The sequence below is a fragment of the Cytobacillus firmus genome, assembly GCF_023657595.1.
Lineage (GTDB): Bacteria > Bacillota > Bacilli > Bacillales > Cytobacillaceae > Cytobacillus > Cytobacillus firmus_B.
The window spans coordinates 336,435-353,271 of the sequence record NZ_CP098323.1; the positions used below are offsets into that span (position 1 = coordinate 336,435).

A 16,837-nucleotide genomic window follows, 5' to 3' on the forward strand; every position below is an offset into this window, starting at 1 on the left:
GTGACTTAATGGGGAGAGGACACTCATTTGCCTCTTAATTCCCTATGAAGGAGGACTTGCATTGCTGGAAAACAGTTTTATTATGGTCGCTATTATTCTGATCATTAATATCGTATATGTATCATTTTTTACCATCAGGATGATTCTGACGCTTAAGGGGCAGCGTTACCTAGCAGCTTTTATAAGCACCATCGAAGTTGTTATCTATGTCATTGGACTGGGGCTGGTTCTGGATAACCTGAATGAAATACAAAATCTGATTGCTTATGCAGTCGGTTATGGAATCGGCGTTATTGTCGGCATGAAAATTGAAGAGAAACTGGCTCTTGGCTATATTACCGTAAATGTAATTACAAAGGAATATGACAGAGACCTGCCAAAAGCTTTAAGAGAGAAAGGGTATGGCGTAACCAACTGGGCTGCCAATGGACTTGAAGGCGATCGGATGGCCCTGCAGATCCTGACACCGAGAAAATATGAATTGAAGCTTTATCAGACGATTAAAGAACTGGATCCTAAGGCCTTCATCATCGCTTATGAGCCAAAAACAATTCATGGCGGCTTCTGGGTGAAATCTGTTAAGAGAGGAAAGTTATCTCAATGAGCAAAGGCAAGAACAAAATGTCATTCGAAGTTCAGGAAAATGAAACGATTGACCAGTGCCTGGAAAGAATTAAAAAGGCAGGATATATACCTGTTAGAAGGACTGAGAAGCCTATTTTTAAAGAAGTTAAGACAGGCGGAAAGGTCGATTATGAGCCGGCTGGCCGGCAGATTGTTTTTGAGGCAAAACGAGTAGAAGATTAAAACACGAACATTAATTGTCTGACTTTTAGTATTGTTCGATTTTTCAATTGACAGAGTATCAGGTATGTTGTTAATATGGTGGTAGTTAATAAAACGTGAATAAACCCCTCGTATAATAATGGGAATAGGGCCCATAAGTTTCTACCCGGCAACCGTAAATTGCTGGACTATGAGGGAAAGCTGATATGCCCGGCATGTAGAAGGAATGGTTCCTGCCGTTTGCAGGTGTCTTCCTTACGGTTCTTTTTAGCCCGGACAGATTACTTTCTCTCGTATTAAGAGAAGGGTCTGTGCGGGTTTTTTATATTGGAAGATTTGGAGGAGAAAGAATGAGCGTACAAGCAGCAGTCATTATGGGAAGCAAATCAGATTGGGAGACAATGAAGCACGCTTGCGGAATTCTGGAAGAGCTTGAAATCCCCTATGAAAAAAAGGTTGTTTCAGCCCATCGGACTCCAGATCTTATGTTTGAATATGCTGAGCAGGCAAGAGACAAAGGAGTCAAGGTAATTATTGCGGGTGCAGGCGGAGCGGCACACTTGCCTGGAATGGTAGCAGCGAAGACGACACTTCCTGTCATTGGAGTACCAGTGCAATCAAAAGCTCTAAACGGACTGGATTCATTGCTGTCCATTGTTCAGATGCCTGGCGGTGTCCCGGTTGCAACGGTTGCGATTGGAAAAGCCGGAGCTACTAACGCCGGCTTGCTGGCAGCACAAATACTTGGCGCTTTTGATATAGCCATTGCAGAACGTCTTCAGTCAAAAAGAGATAAAACAAAACAGGAAGTACTGGAAAGCAGTGATGAACTTGTCTAATACAACCATTTTACCAGGACAAACAATTGGAATTATTGGCGGGGGGCAGCTTGGCAGAATGATGGCCCTGGCAGCTAAGGCAAATGGCTTCAGGATTGCCGTTTTGGATCCGGCAGAAGATTCTCCTTGCGGCCAGGTTGCCGATATTAAAATCATTGGCGAATACGGTCATTTAGATTCTATAAAAAAGTTAGCTGACGTCAGTGATGTGGTGACATATGAGTTTGAAAATATCAGTGCGGAAGCTCTTGAGTGGCTATGTGCAAATGCGCATGTCCCGCAGGGGAGCGAGGTGCTGGAGATCACCCAGGACCGGACAAAAGAAAAAGCAGCCATCCAAAAAGCTGGCTGCGTGGTAGCGCCATATGCGGTCATTACGACTGAAAAAGACATTTATGATAATATAGAAAAGCTTGGCTATCCAGCAGTCTTAAAGACATCCAGAGGCGGATATGACGGAAAAGGGCAAGTTGTGATAAAGAGCGGGCAGGATATTAAGAAAGCTGCAGAGCTTCTTGATAATGGCGTGTGTGTTCTTGAAAAATGGATCGCTTTCGAAAAGGAAATATCGGTTATTATCTGCCGGAATATTTCGGGAGAAAAAGCGGTATTCCCTGTCGGGGAAAATGTCCATAAAGAAAACATTCTGCACCAGACCATTGTGCCGGCCATGATCACAGCTGATGCTGAGGAACGGGCAGTAAAGGCAGCAAACCGGCTGGCAGAAGCTTTAAGCCTTGTCGGTACATTGGCAGTCGAAATGTTTCTGACAAAAGACGGTCAGATTTACATTAACGAGCTTGCGCCTCGTCCGCATAACTCAGGCCATTATTCCATTGAAGCTTGCGAAACCTCCCAGTTTGAACAGCACATCCGTGCGGTTTGCAATTGGCCGCTTGGCAGTACGGAGCTATTAAAACCGGCTGTTATGGTAAACATACTAGGAGAGCACCAGGAGCCTTTAATTAAGAAAATTCCTGAATTGGATGACTGGAAGATACACTTGTACGGAAAAAAGGATGCCAAATATAAACGCAAGATGGGCCATGTCACGCTTTTGCGGAACTCAGCCGAAGAGGCAATTGAAGAAGCAGAAAAAAGCGGCATTTGGACCCCTGTGAAGGAAAAGATCGGAGGATAAAACATGATTGAACGTTATACGAGACCGGAAATGGGAGCCATCTGGACAGAAGAGAACCGCTTTCAGGCTTGGCTTGAGGTGGAAATTCTTGCCTGTGAAGCTTGGGCGGAATTAGGAGATATTCCAAAAGAAGATGTTCAGAAAATCCGTGAGAATGCTTCTTTTAATATTGACCGCATTAAAGAAATCGAAGAGGAAACACGACATGATGTTGTCGCTTTTACTCGCGCGGTATCTGAATCCCTTGGCGAGGAGCGCAAATGGGTTCATTACGGGCTTACTTCCACAGATGTGGTTGATACGGCGCTTTCCTACTTAATCAAGCAGGCGAATGATATTCTGCTAAAAGATATTGAACGCTTTGTGGAAATCCTGAAAAACAAAGCACAGGAACACAAGCATACAGTGATGATGGGCCGTACGCATGGTGTTCATGCAGAACCGACTACATTCGGTTTAAAGCTTGCACTATGGTATGAAGAAATGAAGCGTAATCTTGACCGCTTTAAAGAAGCAGCCGCTGGTGTGGAATTCGGTAAAATCTCTGGTGCCGTCGGAACATATGCAAACATCGATCCGTTCGTTGAAAAATATGTGTGTGAAAAGCTGGGCATCCAGCCAGCGCCAATTTCTACCCAAACACTTCAGCGTGACCGTCATGCACATTATATGGGTGCGCTTGCGCTTGTGGCCACTTCAATTGAAAAATTTGCGACGGAGATCCGCGGCCTGCAAAAAAGCGAAACGCGTGAAGTGGAAGAGTTTTTCGCCAAAGGCCAAAAGGGATCTTCAGCAATGCCACATAAACGCAATCCAATTGGTTCAGAAAATATGACGGGTATGGCAAGAGTGATCCGCGGCTACATGATGACTGCGTATGAAAATGTAGCATTATGGCATGAGCGCGATATTTCTCACTCATCAGCTGAAAGAATCATCCTGCCTGATGCAACGATTGCGCTGAACTATATGCTGAATCGTTTTGGGAATATTGTTAAGAACTTAACCGTTTTCCCTGAAAACATGAAACGCAATATGGACCGTACACTGGGGCTGATTTACTCTCAGCGTGTTCTTCTTGCCTTGATTGACAAGGGTATGACACGTGAAGAGGCATATGACACTGTTCAGCCGCGGGCCATGGAGGCATGGGAAAAGCAGGTACAGTTCCGCAGCCTGATCGAGCAGGACGAGACCATTACATCAAAGCTATCCGAAGCAGAAATAGATGACTGCTTCGACTATAACTACCACATCAAGCATGTGGATACCATTTTTGACCGTCTGGGTTTATAAAAAAATAAAGAGGTAAAGAGCAGTCTTTACCTCTTTATTAACGGGAAAATTCCCAATCTTCTTAAATTAAGTCCGGTATCTAAATAAGGGAGGCTCTCCGCAATGGAAAAAGGAGCATTGTTATACGAAGGCAAAGCCAAAAAGGTATATCAGACAAACGATGAAAATATTGTCTGGATTGAATATAAAGATTCTGCAACAGCCTTTAATGGGGAGAAAAAAGCGAGCATCAGCGGCAAGGGCCGGCTGAATAATGAGATTACCAGTTTGCTATTTTCAAAGCTTCAGGAGCTGGGGATTGATTCTCATTTTATTAAAAAGCTTTCGGAGACAGAACAGCTTGTGAAAAAAGTGGATATCATTCCGCTTGAAACAGTGGTCCGTAATGTTGCGGCGGGGAGCTTTTCTAAGAGATTGGGAGTTGAAGAAGGGAAAGAATTATCAAGACCGATTGTTGAGTTCTACTACAAAGATGATGAGCTTGGTGATCCGCTGCTGACAGAAGATCATATTGAAGTTCTTCAACTGGCTGATAAGCAGGAAGTTACCCTTTTACAAGAAAAAGCACTACAAGTTAATGCCGTTTTAAAAGACTTTTTCAAAGACCTGGGCATTAAACTAGTAGATTTCAAGCTGGAGTTTGGTAAAGATGAATCTGGCAAAATTTTGCTGGCTGATGAGATTTCGCCAGATACCTGCAGGCTTTGGGATATTGAAACAAATGAAAAACTGGATAAAGATGTTTTCCGCAGGGACCTTGGAAATTTAACAGATGCATATGAAAATATTTTAGCGAGACTGGGAGGCCAAACAGTATGTACAAAGTAAAAGTTTTCGTCACATTAAGAGAAAGTGTTCTAGATCCTCAGGGAACAGTTGTAAAAAACTCTCTGCATTCCTTGAACTACAGCGAAGTGTCTGATGTGCGCATTGGAAAATACATGGAGCTGACAGTGGAAAAAAGCGACCGTCCTGTTGAAGAAGCTGTGAAGGAAATGTGTGAGCGCTTATTGGCTAATGTTGTGATTGAAGATTATCGCTTTGAAATTGAGGAGGCTGTTGCTCAGTGAAGTTTGCTGTGATCGTATTTCCAGGGTCGAATTGTGACATTGATATGTATCATGCAGTAAAGGATGAGCTTGGAGCGGAAGCCGAATATGTCTGGCACGACGCGGAGAGCTTAGACGAATATGACGGAATTCTTCTTCCCGGCGGTTTCTCTTACGGAGATTATCTCCGTTCGGGTGCTGTTGCACGCTTCAGCAATGTCATGAGAGAAGTAGTGAAGGCCGCAGAAGCAGGCAAGCCGGTATTGGGCGTCTGCAATGGATTTCAAATCCTGCTTGAAGCTGGCCTTTTGCCTGGGGCAATGAGAAGAAACGACAGCCTGAAATTCATTTGCCGCACGGTCGAATTGAAGGTTGAAAACAATGAAACGATGTTTTCATCCTCATACGAAAAAGGCGAGGTAATCAATATCCCAATCGCCCATGGCGAAGGTAACTATTATTGTGACGAAGCAACTTTAGAGGCTTTAAAGGCAAATAATCAGATTGTCTTTACTTATAACGAAACAAACCCAAATGGCAGCCTGGAAAACATCGCAGGCATTGTCAATGAAAAGGGAAATGTACTCGGCATGATGCCGCACCCTGAAAGAGCAGTTGATGAGCTTTTAGGGGGAGCAGATGGCCTGAAACTTTTTCAATCAATCGTAAAACAATGGAGGGAAGCACATGTCGTTAATGCTTGAGCCAAGTCCGGAACAGTTAAAGGCACAGAAGGTATACAAAGAGATGGGATTGTCTGATGACGAATTTGCGATGATTGAAAAGATTATCGGGCGTTTGCCAAATTACACAGAAATCGGTTTGTTTTCGGTTATGTGGTCAGAGCATTGCAGCTACAAAAACTCAAAGCCCGTTTTAAGCAAGTTCCCGACAACAGGAGAGAAAGTACTTCAAGGACCAGGGGAAGGAGCTGGAATTGTTGATATTGGCGATGGGCAAGCAGTTGTTTTTAAAATCGAAAGCCATAACCATCCGTCTGCAATCGAGCCTTACCAGGGGGCAGCAACAGGTGTCGGCGGGATTATCCGCGATGTATTTTCAATGGGCGCAAGACCGGTCGCGCTCCTCAACTCTTTACGCTTTGGAGAATTGGATTCTCCTCGTGTACGGTACCTTTTTAAAGAAGTAGTCGCAGGCATTGCGGGCTACGGAAACTGCATCGGCATTCCAACAGTTGGGGGAGAAGTGCAGTTTGATCCTTCCTATGAAGGAAATCCGCTTGTAAACGCGATGTGCGTCGGCTTAATCGACCATAAGGATATCAAAAAAGGCCAGGCCCACGGAGTAGGCAACACAGTCATGTATGTTGGTGCAAAAACGGGCCGTGACGGTATCCATGGTGCTACTTTTGCATCTGAAGAATTAACAGACCAATCAGAATCAAAACGCCCGGCTGTCCAGGTTGGCGATCCATTCATGGAAAAGCTTCTGCTTGAAGCATGTCTTGAACTGGTCCAGTCTGACGCACTTGTCGGCATTCAGGATATGGGAGCTGCCGGTCTGACAAGCTCTTCTGCTGAAATGGCAAGCAAAGCGGGATCGGGAATTGAAATGAATCTGGACCTTGTTCCTCAAAGGGAAACAGGCATGACTGCATATGAAATGATGCTTTCCGAGTCTCAGGAGAGAATGCTGATAGTCGTGAAAAAAGGACGTGAGCAGGAGATCGTTGATTTATTTTCCAAATATGATCTGGAGGCCGTTTCGATTGGCAAGGTAACGGATGATAAAATGCTCCGCCTGACTCATCAGGGAGAAGTGGTGGCAGAGCTGCCGGTAGATGCACTTGCAGAGGATGCGCCGGTTTATCATAAGCCATCAAGCGAGCCGCAGTATTACCGTGAATTTCAGGCAATGGAAAATGAAATTCCTGCGGTTGAGGAATATAAAGAAACATTGGTAAAGCTTCTTCAGCAGCCGACGATTGCAAGCAAGGAATGGGTTTACGACCAGTACGACTATATGGTCCGCACGAATACAGTAGTGGCACCTGGATCAGATGCCGCAGTCATCCGCATCCGCGGCACCCGCAAAGGGTTGGCCATGACGACAGACTGTAATTCACGTTATATGTATCTTGATCCTGAAACAGGCGGAAAAATTGCTGTGGCTGAAGCGGCAAGAAATATCATTTGCTCCGGCGGCCAGCCATTGGCGATAACAGATAATCTGAACTTCGGAAACCCGGAGAAGCCTGAAATCTTCTGGCAGATCGAAAAAGCAGCAGACGGAATCAGTGAAGCATGCCGCACATTGAATACGCCAGTTATCGGCGGAAACGTCTCGCTATATAACGAAACAAATGGAACAGCTATTTACCCAACGCCTGTCATTGGAATGGTCGGGCTTGTAGAAGACATTGACCATGTGACAACACAATCTTTTAAAGCAGCTGGGGACTTAATTTATCTGGTTGGCGAAACAAAGGATGAATTCGGCGGCAGTGAGCTGCAGAAGATGACATACGGCAGGATTTTCGGAAAAGCGCCTGAACTGGATCTCGAAAAAGAAGAAAAGGCACAGGAGCAAATTTTAAAAGCCATTCGTTCGGGACTTGTAGCATCTGCCCATGATGTGGCAGAAGGCGGGCTGGCTGTAGCTGCTGCGGAAAGCCTGATCGGTTCAACAGGTCTGGGAGCGGATATCAAGGTATCAGGAAATGCGACTTCAGCTTTATTCAGTGAATCACAATCCCGTTTCTTGCTATCTGTTAAGAAAGAAAATCAGGAAGCTTTTGAAAGTTTAGTAGATGCGACACTAATTGGTGAAGTAACAGATGCACCTGTACTATATCTCTCCAACGAAGAGGGCCTATTGCTTGCCGAACAGGTTGATGTTCTGAAGCAGGCCTGGAAAGGAGCTATTCCATGCTTGCTGAAATAAGAGGACTGAACGAAGAGTGCGGTGTTTTTGGAATCTGGGGGCATCAGGATGCCTCCCAGATCACGTATTACGGGCTTCACAGTCTGCAGCACCGCGGCCAGGAAGGCACCGGGATGGTTGTTACGGATGGAAAGAAGCTGAAAGGCATGAAAGGTGAAGGCCTTGTTACGGAAATTTTCACATCAGATGCCATGAAGGAGATGGACGGGAAGGCGGCAATCGGACATGTACGCTATGCGACTGCCGGAGGGGGCGGATATGAAAATGTCCAGCCTCTCTTGTTCAACTCACAAAGCGGCAGTCTTGCTCTTTGCCATAACGGAAACCTGGTGAATGCGACTGCATTGAAGCATCAGCTTGAAGGGCAGGGCAGCATTTTTCAAACGAGCTCGGACACAGAGGTGCTGGCTCACTTGATTAAGCGTGCAGGGTTTTCATCCCTAAAGGACCGTGTCAAAAATGCGTTATCCATGATTAAAGGAGCTTATGCTTTTCTGATTATGACCGAGACAGAACTGATGGTTGCGCTTGACCCGAACGGCATGAGGCCGCTCTCACTTGGCAAGATCGGCGATGCTTATGCGGTTGCATCTGAAACCTGTGCTTTTGATGTGGTCGGGGCAGAGTTTATCCGCGACATTCTGCCGGGAGAGCTGCTGATTATTGATGATAATGGATTCCGATCCGAGATGTTTGCCATGGCTTCTAATATTGCCATGTGCACGATGGAATATGTTTATTTCTCCCGTCCGGACAGCAATATCAACGGGATCAATGTGCATACAGCCCGGAAAAATCTTGGGAAGCAGCTGGCTCTTGAAGTGCCGATTGAAGGTGATGTTGTTACTGGTGTGCCGGATTCCAGCATTTCAGTTGCGATTGGATATGCTGAAGCGTCTGGCATTCCATACGAGATGGGTCTGATTAAAAACCGCTATGTGGGGCGCACATTTATCCAGCCATCCCAGTCGCTGCGTGAGCAGGGTGTGAAAATGAAGCTGTCTCCGGTACGCGGAGTGGTAGAAGGAAAGAGAGTCATCATGGTGGATGACTCGATCGTCCGCGGAACAACAAGCAGACGGATCGTTACCATGCTGAAGGAAGCTGGTGCGACTGAGGTGCATGTGCTGATCAGCTCACCGCCGATTAAGAATCCATGCTTCTATGGGATCGATACATCGACAAAGGAAGAATTGATCGCCGGCAATCATTCTATTGAGGAAATTAGAGAAATCATTGGTGCAGATACCCTTACCTTCTTAAGTACAGAGGGAATGGTCAAAGCAATTGGACGAAAAGACGGACAATGCCTGGCATGCTTTACAGGACAGTATCCGACGGAGATTTATCCGAGTACACTGCACCCTTACGAAAAGGTATAAATATGAAACTTGGCCGGTATTTTGCTCTTTTTGGCCGGTAAATATAAAGAATTGGCCGGTAAATCATCATTTTTGACCGGTAAAAGCACAATGTTGGCCGATAAAATACAAAATCGGCCTTTATTTTTCCAACCAAGAGGTGAAAAGGAATGGCAAATGCATATAAACAGGCCGGAGTAGATATTGAAGCTGGCTATGAAGCAGTTTCCCGCATGAAAAAGCACGTACAGAAGACGATTCGTCCTGGTGTGCTTGGAGGTTTGGGCGGATTTGGCGGCATGTTCGATCTATCTGAACTGAACCTGAAGGAACCGGTTTTAGTATCAGGTACAGATGGTGTCGGCACGAAGCTGATGCTCGCTTTTATGATGGATAAGCATGACACGATTGGGATTGATGCGGTCGCAATGTGTGTTAATGATATTGTCGTACAGGGAGCGGAACCTCTTTATTTCTTGGATTATATCGCCTGCGGAAAAGCGGCGCCAGAACGGATTGAGGCGATTGTTAAAGGTATTGCGGATGGATGCGAACAGGCTGGATGTGCACTCGTAGGCGGTGAAACAGCCGAAATGCCTGGCATGTACAGTGAAGAAGAATATGATCTTGCCGGATTTGCGGTCGGTGCCTGTGAAAAATCCAATCTGATTAATGGTGCGGACATCAAGGCAGGAGATGTGCTGATCGGTCTTGCATCCAGCGGAATCCACAGCAATGGCTACTCACTTGTCCGAAAGCTGTTTTTCGAGAAAGCGAATTTGTCCTTAACAGATCATGTAGAAGAATTAGGCTGCACTTTGGGGGAAGAACTGCTTCGACCTACAAAAATTTATGTAAAGCCGCTTTTATCAGCTATGAAGCAATTCAAGCTGAAAGGCATGGCACATATTACAGGCGGCGGATTTATTGAAAATATCCCGCGCATGCTGCCTGAAGGTCTTGGCGCCCAGCTTACTGAAAGCAATTGGGAAGTGCCGCCGGTATTTACGGTGATGGAGAAGATCGGTGGACTTGAGCGCAAGGAAATGTACAACATTTTTAATATGGGAACAGGCATGGTGATTGCAGCGGACAAAGATAATGCTGATGAACTGATCGCCTATTTTAATGAAATTGGTGAAACAGCCTATCTGATGGGGACAGTAACGGATCAGGAAGGAATTGAAATTCTGTAACTTGGAGGAAGTCATGAAAAAAATCGCAGTGTTTGCTTCCGGAAGCGGAACGAACTTTCAGGCCATTGCCGATGCTGTAAACAAAGGTGATTTGCAGGCTGAGATCGTCTTGTTTGTCTGTGATCGGCCAGGTGCATACAGCATCCAGCGTGCAAAAAACGAGCAAGTTCCGCAGTTTGTTTTTTCAGCAAAAGACTATGCTGGCAAAGCAGAGTACGAAAGAGCGATTTTGCAAAGGCTGCAGGAGAGCGGTGCCGAGTATATTATTCTCGCAGGTTATATGAGGCTGATTGGCCCGACGCTTTTGAAACAGTTTGAAGGCAGGATTATTAATATCCATCCTTCTCTTCTTCCCGCTTTTCCAGGTAAGGATGCAATTGGCCAGGCGTTATCTGCCAATGTGAAGGTAAGCGGTGTGACGGTTCATTTTGTCGATGAAGGGATGGATACTGGGCCGATTATTGCTCAGGCGCCAGTTGAAATAAATGCGGGTGAATCGCTGGAAAGCCTTCAAAAGAAGATACATGAAGTCGAGCACAAACTATATCCGCAGGTTTTGCAAAATCTTTTCTATGCTAAAATGGTAGAGAGTTAAAGTATATCACTCAACAGAGTCAGGGGGAGCGAACATGAAGAAACGTGCATTAATCAGTGTTTCCGACAAAAATGGCATAACAGAATTTGCTCAGCAGTTAAGTGAACTGGGTTTTGAAATTATCTCAACTGGCGGTACAAAAAAAGCACTTGAAGAGAGTGGAGTCCCTGTTATCGGCGTAAGTGATGTGACAGGCTTTCCGGAAATTTTGGAAGGGCGTGTAAAAACATTAAATCCAATGATTCATGGCGGGCTGCTGGCTAAGCATGGCGAAACAGGCCACAAGCAGCAGCTTGAGGAACATGGGATCCAGCCTATCCAGGTTGTGTGCGTGAATTTGTATCCGTTCCAGCAAACCATCGCTAAACCGGATGTGACAGTGGAGGATGCGATAGAGAATATTGATATCGGCGGCCCGGCCATGCTGCGTGCTTCCGCCAAGAATCATGAATATGTAACGGTTGTGGTGGATCCAGTCGATTATGAAACAGTTCTTTCACAGCTGAAAGAAACCGGAGAGGTTCAAAAGGAAATCCGCCGCAGACTTGCTGCAAAGGTATTCCGCCACACAGCTGCCTATGATGCGATGATCGCTGAATATATGACAGATTTGGCAAATGAAGAAACGCCTGAAAAATTAACGGTTACGTATGAACTAAAGCAAACCTTGAGATATGGGGAGAATCCGCATCAAAAGGCTGCTTTTTACCGTAAACCGCTTGGTTCTGAATTTTCGATTGCGAACGCTGAACAGCTTCACGGCAAGGAGTTGTCTTACAACAATATCAACGATGCAGATGCAGCTCTCCAAATCGTAAAGGAATTCTCAGAGCCGGCAGCAGTTGCTGTTAAGCATATGAATCCTTGTGGAGTGGGAACCGGAGAAAATGTTTTTGATGCTTTTTCAAAAGCTTTCGCAGCTGACCCTGTTTCCATTTTCGGCGGAATCATTGCCTTAAACAGAGAAGTGGATGCAGAAACAGCTAAAAAGCTTTATGAGATCTTCCTTGAGATCATTATTGCGCCATCCTTCTCAGAGGAAGCGCTTGAAATTTTAAAAGGGAAAAAGAATCTGCGCCTGCTGACCATTCCTTTTGAAGGCAAAAAGAAAGCGGAGATGAGATTGTCCGCTATTGAAGGCGGCTTACTGACGCAGGAGTATGATCTATTCACTCTTAAAGATGCCGAAGTAAAAGTAGCAACAAAGAGGGAGCCGACAGAAGAAGAGTGGAAAGCACTAAAGCTGGGCTGGAAAGTCGTCAAGCATGTGAAATCCAATGCGATAGTCGTCAATGATTCAAACATGACACTTGGAGTTGGTGCCGGGCAGATGAACCGTGTAGGCTCTGCCGAAATTGCGCTTGAACAGGCAGGAGAAAAAGCGAACGGAGCTGTAATGGCATCGGATGCCTTTTTCCCAATGAACGATACCGTTGAAGTCGCAGCCAAAGCAGGCATTACAGCCATCATTCAGCCGGGGGGCTCCATCCGTGATGAAGACTCCATCAAAAAGGCCGACGAGTACGGAATTGCCATGGTCTTTACAGGCGTACGGCATTTTAAACATTAAACGAAAAGCGGAAGCGCCTCGATAGGAGGAACGCAGACTAAGAGCGCCACGTCCTGTGGCAACGTCTGCATGACTCCCATCCTGGGAGCCTCAAGCATAAGACGAGCTGTCGGAAAGGTGGCTCTTTACCTTTTGACAGATTGGCTTATGACCTCGAGCCCCTAGGCGCTGTAGCTGGACAAACGAAAAGCGGAAGCGCCTCGATCAGGAAGGCGCTGAGCTAAATAATACGAAAAGTGGAAGCCGACATTTTACGGAGGTGGGCGTAATGAAGGTATTGGTTATTGGAAGAGGCGGACGTGAACATGCAATTTGCTGGAAGATGAATCAAAGCCCTTCAGTTGAACAGGTTTTTGCGGCTCCGGGAAATCCGGGAATGGAAGATTCAGCACAGCTGGCTGCCATCCAGGAAAACGATCAGGAAAAGCTTGTGCAATTTGCTCAGGAAAATGAAATTGACTTGACTGTAATCGGTCCGGAAGTGCCGCTGCTAGAGGGGCTGGCAGACCGATTTGAAAAAGCCGGGTTAAAGGCATTTGGACCAAAAAAAGCTGCAGCTGAAATTGAAGGCAGTAAGTCTTTTGCCAAAGAGCTTATGAAGAAATATGCTATCCCTACTGCCGAATATGGAGTATTCAGCAACTATGAAGAAGCGAAAGCCTATATAGAAGCAAAGGGCGCTCCCATTGTTCTGAAAGCAGATGGGCTAGCAGCCGGAAAAGGCGTAATAGTGGCCATGACTATGCAGGAAGCATTGTCCGGGATTGAGGAACTATTATTAAATGAAAAGTTTGGCCAGGCTTCTTCTACAGTTGTAATTGAAGAATTCCTTGAAGGGGAAGAATTCTCTTTAATGGCCTTTGTGAACGGAGAAACGGTTGTTCCGCTGGAAATTGCCCAGGATCACAAGCGCGCTTTTGATGGAGATCAGGGCCCGAATACAGGCGGAATGGGTGCTTATTCACCCGTACCGCATATTGGTGATGAAACAATTGCAAAGGCTGTTGAACAAGTTTTGAAGCCGGCAGCGAAAGCAATGGTTCAGGAAGGCCGAAGTTTTACCGGAATTTTATATGCAGGTCTGATTAAAACAGCAGCAGGCCCGAAGGTAATCGAATTTAATGCCCGCTTTGGAGATCCTGAAACACAGGTGATTTTACCGCGGATGAATTCGGATCTGGCGGAGGTAATGCTGGCAGTCCTAAATGGGGAGCAGCCTGAAATCAAGTGGAGTGAGGAAGCAATCGTCGGAGTGGTTGCTGCTTCCAAGGGCTACCCTGAGGCATACGAAAAAGGAGCTGTTCTGCATGGACTGCATTCGCTTAAAGATGTTCTTGTCTTCCATGCCGGCACTGATCGAAACAGCTCAGGTGAGTATGTGACAAATGGAGGCCGCGTGCTGCTGGCAGGCGCCAGAGCGTCTACACTGAAAGAAGCGCAGCAAAAAGTATATTCCGAACTGGAAAACCTTCAATGCGAAGGTGTCTTCTACCGCAAGGATATTGGCGATAAAGCTATCGCGCACGTCCTTTCTTAGTCTTCCGGATATACACAAACAGAAGTGCTACAATGCTTCCGATTATGGCTGTCAGCACAAATGTCATATCCATTACGTATTCCCAGAACATATTGTCAGCTCCTTTCTATAGTACAGCCCCCAAATAGGGGGCTGTATTTTTTATAACATTGAATTTATATCTTTGCACTTCGAGAACTGTCTAGCTCCAGCGCCTACCCCCTCGAGGTCACAAGCCACTCCTCCCAAAAAGGCAAAGGACGCCTTTCCGGGAGGATCGTCTTGTGCTTGTCGGGGGTGGGCAAGGCGCTTCCGCTTTTCTTAAGACGGGTTATAAGGCAGAATCTCCTCAACAGCCTCATCATTATTACTGTGATTGTCTCTCTTTTCCTGAACCATGTCCTGGCCTCTTTCAAAAAGAGCTGTCAATGGGCAAAAGCGGACAATCCCCTCAGCCACTTTCATGCCTCCAAGCATGGCCATCACAAGATATGAGTCCCGCCAAGGTCTCTTTACAAGCTTTGAAGTGCTCCAGGCCAGTACAGTTAATCCGACTGTTATGCGTATTAAGGCATTTACAATGCCGATATTTGATTTTACATGCATAGGTCCCACCACTTTCACGAAATTTTTACAATCTTTTACTGATTCTTTAATGCGTTAAACAGTGAAATATGTTACTATAGTAAAACAAGAGATAATGAAAGGGCTTTCTTTATTGATATAAAGCCATTTAACTCATTGTATTCATACTAAAAACAGAGTCTTTATATATAGATATAGATATCAACAAGGGAGGGAGTATAGTGCTGGAACAGCGTTACCGTTGGAAAAACAGGCACTTGCGTGAACATGTTTCCGTATTGGACGGGAAACTTTCACCGACGATATTACTTAAGAACGCGCGTTATCTGAATCAGGCGCTTCGCAAATGGATAACAGCAAATATATGGATTTATGGCGACCGTATTGTTTATGTGGGCGAAAAGCTGCCGGAAAAAACAGATCAGTGTGAGGTCATTGATTGTACAGGACTTACGCTCGTACCCGGATATATTGAGCCGCATGCCCATCCATTTCAATTATATAATCCCCATTCCCTGGCGAGCTATGCATCGCAGTTTGGGACAACAACTCTGATTAATGACAATATGGTGCTTGCTTTACAGCAGGATAAAAAGAAAGCGTTTTCTTTTTTGAAGGAAATGAGAAACATGCCTGCAACAACCTATTGGTGGTGCCGATTTGATGCTCAAACAGAGATCCAGCACGAAGAATCTGTTTTTTCCCATGGAAACGTTAAATCGTGGCTGGAACATGATGCGGTGCTTCAGGGAGGTGAGCTGACAGGCTGGCCGAAGCTATTGGATGGCGATGATATGATGCTTCATTGGATTCAGGAAACAAAGCGGATGAGGAAAAAGATTGAAGGCCATTTTCCGGGTGCATCCGAAAAAACGCTGGCAAAGCTTATGCTGCTTGGTGCTGATTGTGACCATGAGTCAATGACAGGAAAAGATGTCTATAATCGCCTTTTACAGGGATATACTGTATCTCTCAGATATTCTTCCATACGTCCGGATCTGCCAGTTTTATTGGAGGAAATGCATGAAATGGGCATTGATCAATATGATCGGATGGTCTTCACAACAGACGGTTCCTTTTCTTCCTTTTATGAGCATGGAATTATTGACCATATGATCCGCATTGCCATAGATAAAGGAGTGCCGGTAATAGATGCGTATAATATGGCAACCATTAATGCGGCCCGTCATTATGGAATCGATTATTTACATGGCTCCATTGCGACAGGAAGGGTTGCCAATATCAATTTCCTCTCAGATGAAAACGAACCAACTCCTATATCCGTTATTGCCAAAGGGGAATGGGTGAAGAGAGATGGTGAAAACCAGCATGCCTATAAGCCTGTAGCATGGGAAGATTACGGCTTTGAACCGCTGGAGATTGATTGGGAGCTGACGGCAGATGATATGCAATTCTCCATGCCTTTCGGGATAAAGCTCGAGAATGCTGTTATTACCAAGCCATACTCCATCACGATTGACGTATCATCCGAAGAGCTGGAGAAAGATCATGATGAATGTTTCTTCATGCTTGTTGACCGGAATGGAAAATGGCGAATAAATACCATTCTTAAAGGCTTCTCGCAAAGCCTGGATGGAATGGCAAGTTCATTTTCCAATACCGGTGACATCATCTTAATCGGCAAAAGCAAACAGGAAATGCTGAATGCTTTTAACCGGCTGAAAGAAATTGGCGGAGGCATTGTCATATCTGAGGGGGGAAGGATTGTCCAACAGATGGAGCTCCGCTTAAAAGGTGTAATGTCCCATAAAAATGTGGAGGAATTAATGCAGGAAGAGAAACAGCTTGTGCATTATTTGCGTGATCAGGGATACAGACATGAAGATCCAATGTACACGCTGCTCTTTTTCTCTTCAACCCATCTGCCTTATATCAGGATTACCCAGCAGGGAATGTATGATGTCATGAATAAAACGGTACTCTTTCCAACGATAATGCGTTAAAATATGAAAGAGGTATAATAGATAGAGATTAAAAC

General features: G+C 45.4%; 17 protein-coding genes and 1 riboswitch. Of the genes, 15 read left to right on the forward strand and 2 right to left on the reverse strand.

Annotated features, from left to right (window positions below):
• The first annotated feature begins 61 nt into the window (after positions 1 to 61).
• The 14 genes from NAF01_RS01775 (at position 62) to purD (ending at position 14,274) form a co-directional block, all read left to right on the forward strand.
• The gene (locus tag NAF01_RS01775) at positions 62 to 604 is read left to right on the forward strand and encodes a DUF2179 domain-containing protein (protein WP_035333237.1); all 543 of its coding nucleotides are present in this window, start codon (positions 62 to 64) and stop codon (positions 602 to 604) included.
• A complete protein-coding gene (locus tag NAF01_RS01780; RefSeq protein ID WP_250801607.1) occupies positions 601 to 807 on the forward strand; it encodes an NETI motif-containing protein in 207 nt (68 codons plus the stop codon). The genes NAF01_RS01775 and NAF01_RS01780 overlap by 4 nt, the downstream gene beginning before the upstream one ends.
• An 88-nt stretch (positions 808 to 895) precedes the next feature.
• A riboswitch (purine riboswitch) is annotated at positions 896 to 997 on the forward strand.
• A 139-nt stretch (positions 998 to 1,136) separates the two neighbouring features.
• Positions 1,137 to 1,625 carry a 5-(carboxyamino)imidazole ribonucleotide mutase gene (purE, locus tag NAF01_RS01785; protein ID WP_250801608.1) on the forward strand — a complete coding sequence of 163 codons (489 nt, stop codon included), beginning with the start codon at positions 1,137 to 1,139 and terminating at the stop codon, positions 1,623 to 1,625.
• Positions 1,612 to 2,766: a 5-(carboxyamino)imidazole ribonucleotide synthase gene (purK, locus tag NAF01_RS01790; protein WP_252220634.1), complete on the forward strand. Its 1,155-nt coding sequence runs from the start codon at positions 1,612 to 1,614 to the stop codon at positions 2,764 to 2,766. Before purE ends, purK begins: the two co-directional genes overlap by 14 nt.
• A 3-nt stretch (positions 2,767 to 2,769) precedes the next feature.
• Positions 2,770 to 4,062: an adenylosuccinate lyase gene (purB, locus tag NAF01_RS01795; protein ID WP_048010482.1), complete on the forward strand. Its 1,293-nt coding sequence runs from the start codon at positions 2,770 to 2,772 to the stop codon at positions 4,060 to 4,062.
• A 102-nt stretch (positions 4,063 to 4,164) separates the two neighbouring features.
• Entirely contained in the window at positions 4,165 to 4,890 is a 726-nt protein-coding gene (gene purC, locus NAF01_RS01800) for a phosphoribosylaminoimidazolesuccinocarboxamide synthase (protein WP_048010481.1), read from the forward strand.
• On the forward strand, positions 4,878 to 5,132 hold the full coding sequence (gene purS / locus NAF01_RS01805) for a phosphoribosylformylglycinamidine synthase subunit PurS (RefSeq protein ID WP_250801609.1): 255 nt from the start codon (positions 4,878 to 4,880) through the stop codon (positions 5,130 to 5,132). The genes purC and purS overlap by 13 nt, the downstream gene beginning before the upstream one ends.
• Entirely contained in the window at positions 5,129 to 5,815 is a 687-nt protein-coding gene (gene purQ / locus NAF01_RS01810) for a phosphoribosylformylglycinamidine synthase subunit PurQ (protein WP_226620158.1), read from the forward strand. Before purS ends, purQ begins: the two co-directional genes overlap by 4 nt.
• Positions 5,799 to 8,015 carry a phosphoribosylformylglycinamidine synthase subunit PurL gene (gene purL / locus NAF01_RS01815; RefSeq protein ID WP_250801610.1) on the forward strand — a complete coding sequence of 739 codons (2,217 nt, stop codon included), beginning with the start codon at positions 5,799 to 5,801 and terminating at the stop codon, positions 8,013 to 8,015. The genes purQ and purL overlap by 17 nt, the downstream gene beginning before the upstream one ends.
• Positions 8,000 to 9,397: an amidophosphoribosyltransferase gene (gene purF / locus NAF01_RS01820; protein ID WP_250801611.1), complete on the forward strand. Its 1,398-nt coding sequence runs from the start codon at positions 8,000 to 8,002 to the stop codon at positions 9,395 to 9,397. Before purL ends, purF begins: the two co-directional genes overlap by 16 nt.
• 149 nt (positions 9,398 to 9,546) lie before the next feature.
• The gene (gene purM, locus NAF01_RS01825) at positions 9,547 to 10,572 is read left to right on the forward strand and encodes a phosphoribosylformylglycinamidine cyclo-ligase (protein ID WP_250801612.1); all 1,026 of its coding nucleotides are present in this window, start codon (positions 9,547 to 9,549) and stop codon (positions 10,570 to 10,572) included.
• Between the two features lie 13 nt (positions 10,573 to 10,585).
• The gene (gene purN, locus NAF01_RS01830; protein WP_250801613.1) at positions 10,586 to 11,167 is read left to right on the forward strand and encodes a phosphoribosylglycinamide formyltransferase; all 582 of its coding nucleotides are present in this window, start codon (positions 10,586 to 10,588) and stop codon (positions 11,165 to 11,167) included.
• 34 nt (positions 11,168 to 11,201) lie between these two features.
• A complete protein-coding gene (purH, locus tag NAF01_RS01835) occupies positions 11,202 to 12,737 on the forward strand; it encodes a bifunctional phosphoribosylaminoimidazolecarboxamide formyltransferase/IMP cyclohydrolase (RefSeq protein ID WP_048010475.1) in 1,536 nt (511 codons plus the stop codon).
• Positions 12,738 to 13,005: 268 nt separating this feature from the next.
• Positions 13,006 to 14,274 (forward strand): phosphoribosylamine--glycine ligase, encoded by a 1,269-nt coding sequence (gene purD, locus NAF01_RS01840; RefSeq protein ID WP_250801614.1) that lies wholly within the window; start codon positions 13,006 to 13,008, stop codon positions 14,272 to 14,274.
• Here the strand turns inward: purD and NAF01_RS25030 are convergent.
• Both NAF01_RS25030 and NAF01_RS01845 read right to left on the reverse strand, forming a co-directional pair.
• Complete coding sequence (locus NAF01_RS25030) at positions 14,252 to 14,365, reverse strand: EYxxD motif small membrane protein (RefSeq protein ID WP_323805933.1); 114 nt, start codon at positions 14,363 to 14,365, stop codon at positions 14,252 to 14,254. The genes purD and NAF01_RS25030 overlap by 23 nt on opposite strands.
• A 209-nt stretch (positions 14,366 to 14,574) precedes the next feature.
• Positions 14,575 to 14,859, reverse strand: a complete 285-nt coding sequence (locus NAF01_RS01845) for a YgaP family membrane protein (RefSeq protein ID WP_197212445.1) — start codon at positions 14,857 to 14,859, stop codon at positions 14,575 to 14,577.
• A 200-nt stretch (positions 14,860 to 15,059) separates the two neighbouring features.
• Here NAF01_RS01845 and NAF01_RS01850 point away from each other — a divergent pair, with 200 nt between their 5' ends.
• The gene (locus tag NAF01_RS01850) at positions 15,060 to 16,802 is read left to right on the forward strand and encodes an adenine deaminase C-terminal domain-containing protein (RefSeq protein ID WP_197212443.1); all 1,743 of its coding nucleotides are present in this window, start codon (positions 15,060 to 15,062) and stop codon (positions 16,800 to 16,802) included.
• Positions 16,803 to 16,837: the final 35 nt, after the last annotated feature.

What these genes read in the sequence shown, in the direction of transcription:
- NAF01_RS01845 (WP_197212445.1), bottom strand. Translation starts at nt 14,859, where the DNA reads ATGCATGTAAAATCAAATATCGGCATTGTAAATGCCTTAATACGCATA.
- purF (WP_250801611.1), top strand. Translation starts at nt 8,000, where the DNA reads ATGCTTGCTGAAATAAGAGGACTGAACGAAGAGTGCGGTGTTTTTGGA.
- purL (WP_250801610.1), top strand. Translation starts at nt 5,799, where the DNA reads ATGTCGTTAATGCTTGAGCCAAGTCCGGAACAGTTAAAGGCACAGAAG.
- purE (WP_250801608.1), top strand. Translation starts at nt 1,137, where the DNA reads ATGAGCGTACAAGCAGCAGTCATTATGGGAAGCAAATCAGATTGGGAG.
- purB (WP_048010482.1), top strand. Translation starts at nt 2,770, where the DNA reads ATGATTGAACGTTATACGAGACCGGAAATGGGAGCCATCTGGACAGAA.
- purH (WP_048010475.1), top strand. Translation starts at nt 11,202, where the DNA reads ATGAAGAAACGTGCATTAATCAGTGTTTCCGACAAAAATGGCATAACA.
- purM (WP_250801612.1), top strand. Translation starts at nt 9,547, where the DNA reads ATGGCAAATGCATATAAACAGGCCGGAGTAGATATTGAAGCTGGCTAT.
- NAF01_RS25030 (WP_323805933.1), bottom strand. Translation starts at nt 14,365, where the DNA reads ATGTTCTGGGAATACGTAATGGATATGACATTTGTGCTGACAGCCATA.
- purK (WP_252220634.1), top strand. Translation starts at nt 1,612, where the DNA reads ATGAACTTGTCTAATACAACCATTTTACCAGGACAAACAATTGGAATT.
- purC (WP_048010481.1), top strand. Translation starts at nt 4,165, where the DNA reads ATGGAAAAAGGAGCATTGTTATACGAAGGCAAAGCCAAAAAGGTATAT.
- purS (WP_250801609.1), top strand. Translation starts at nt 4,878, where the DNA reads ATGTACAAAGTAAAAGTTTTCGTCACATTAAGAGAAAGTGTTCTAGAT.
- NAF01_RS01780 (WP_250801607.1), top strand. Translation starts at nt 601, where the DNA reads ATGAGCAAAGGCAAGAACAAAATGTCATTCGAAGTTCAGGAAAATGAA.
- purN (WP_250801613.1), top strand. Translation starts at nt 10,586, where the DNA reads ATGAAAAAAATCGCAGTGTTTGCTTCCGGAAGCGGAACGAACTTTCAG.
- purD (WP_250801614.1), top strand. Translation starts at nt 13,006, where the DNA reads ATGAAGGTATTGGTTATTGGAAGAGGCGGACGTGAACATGCAATTTGC.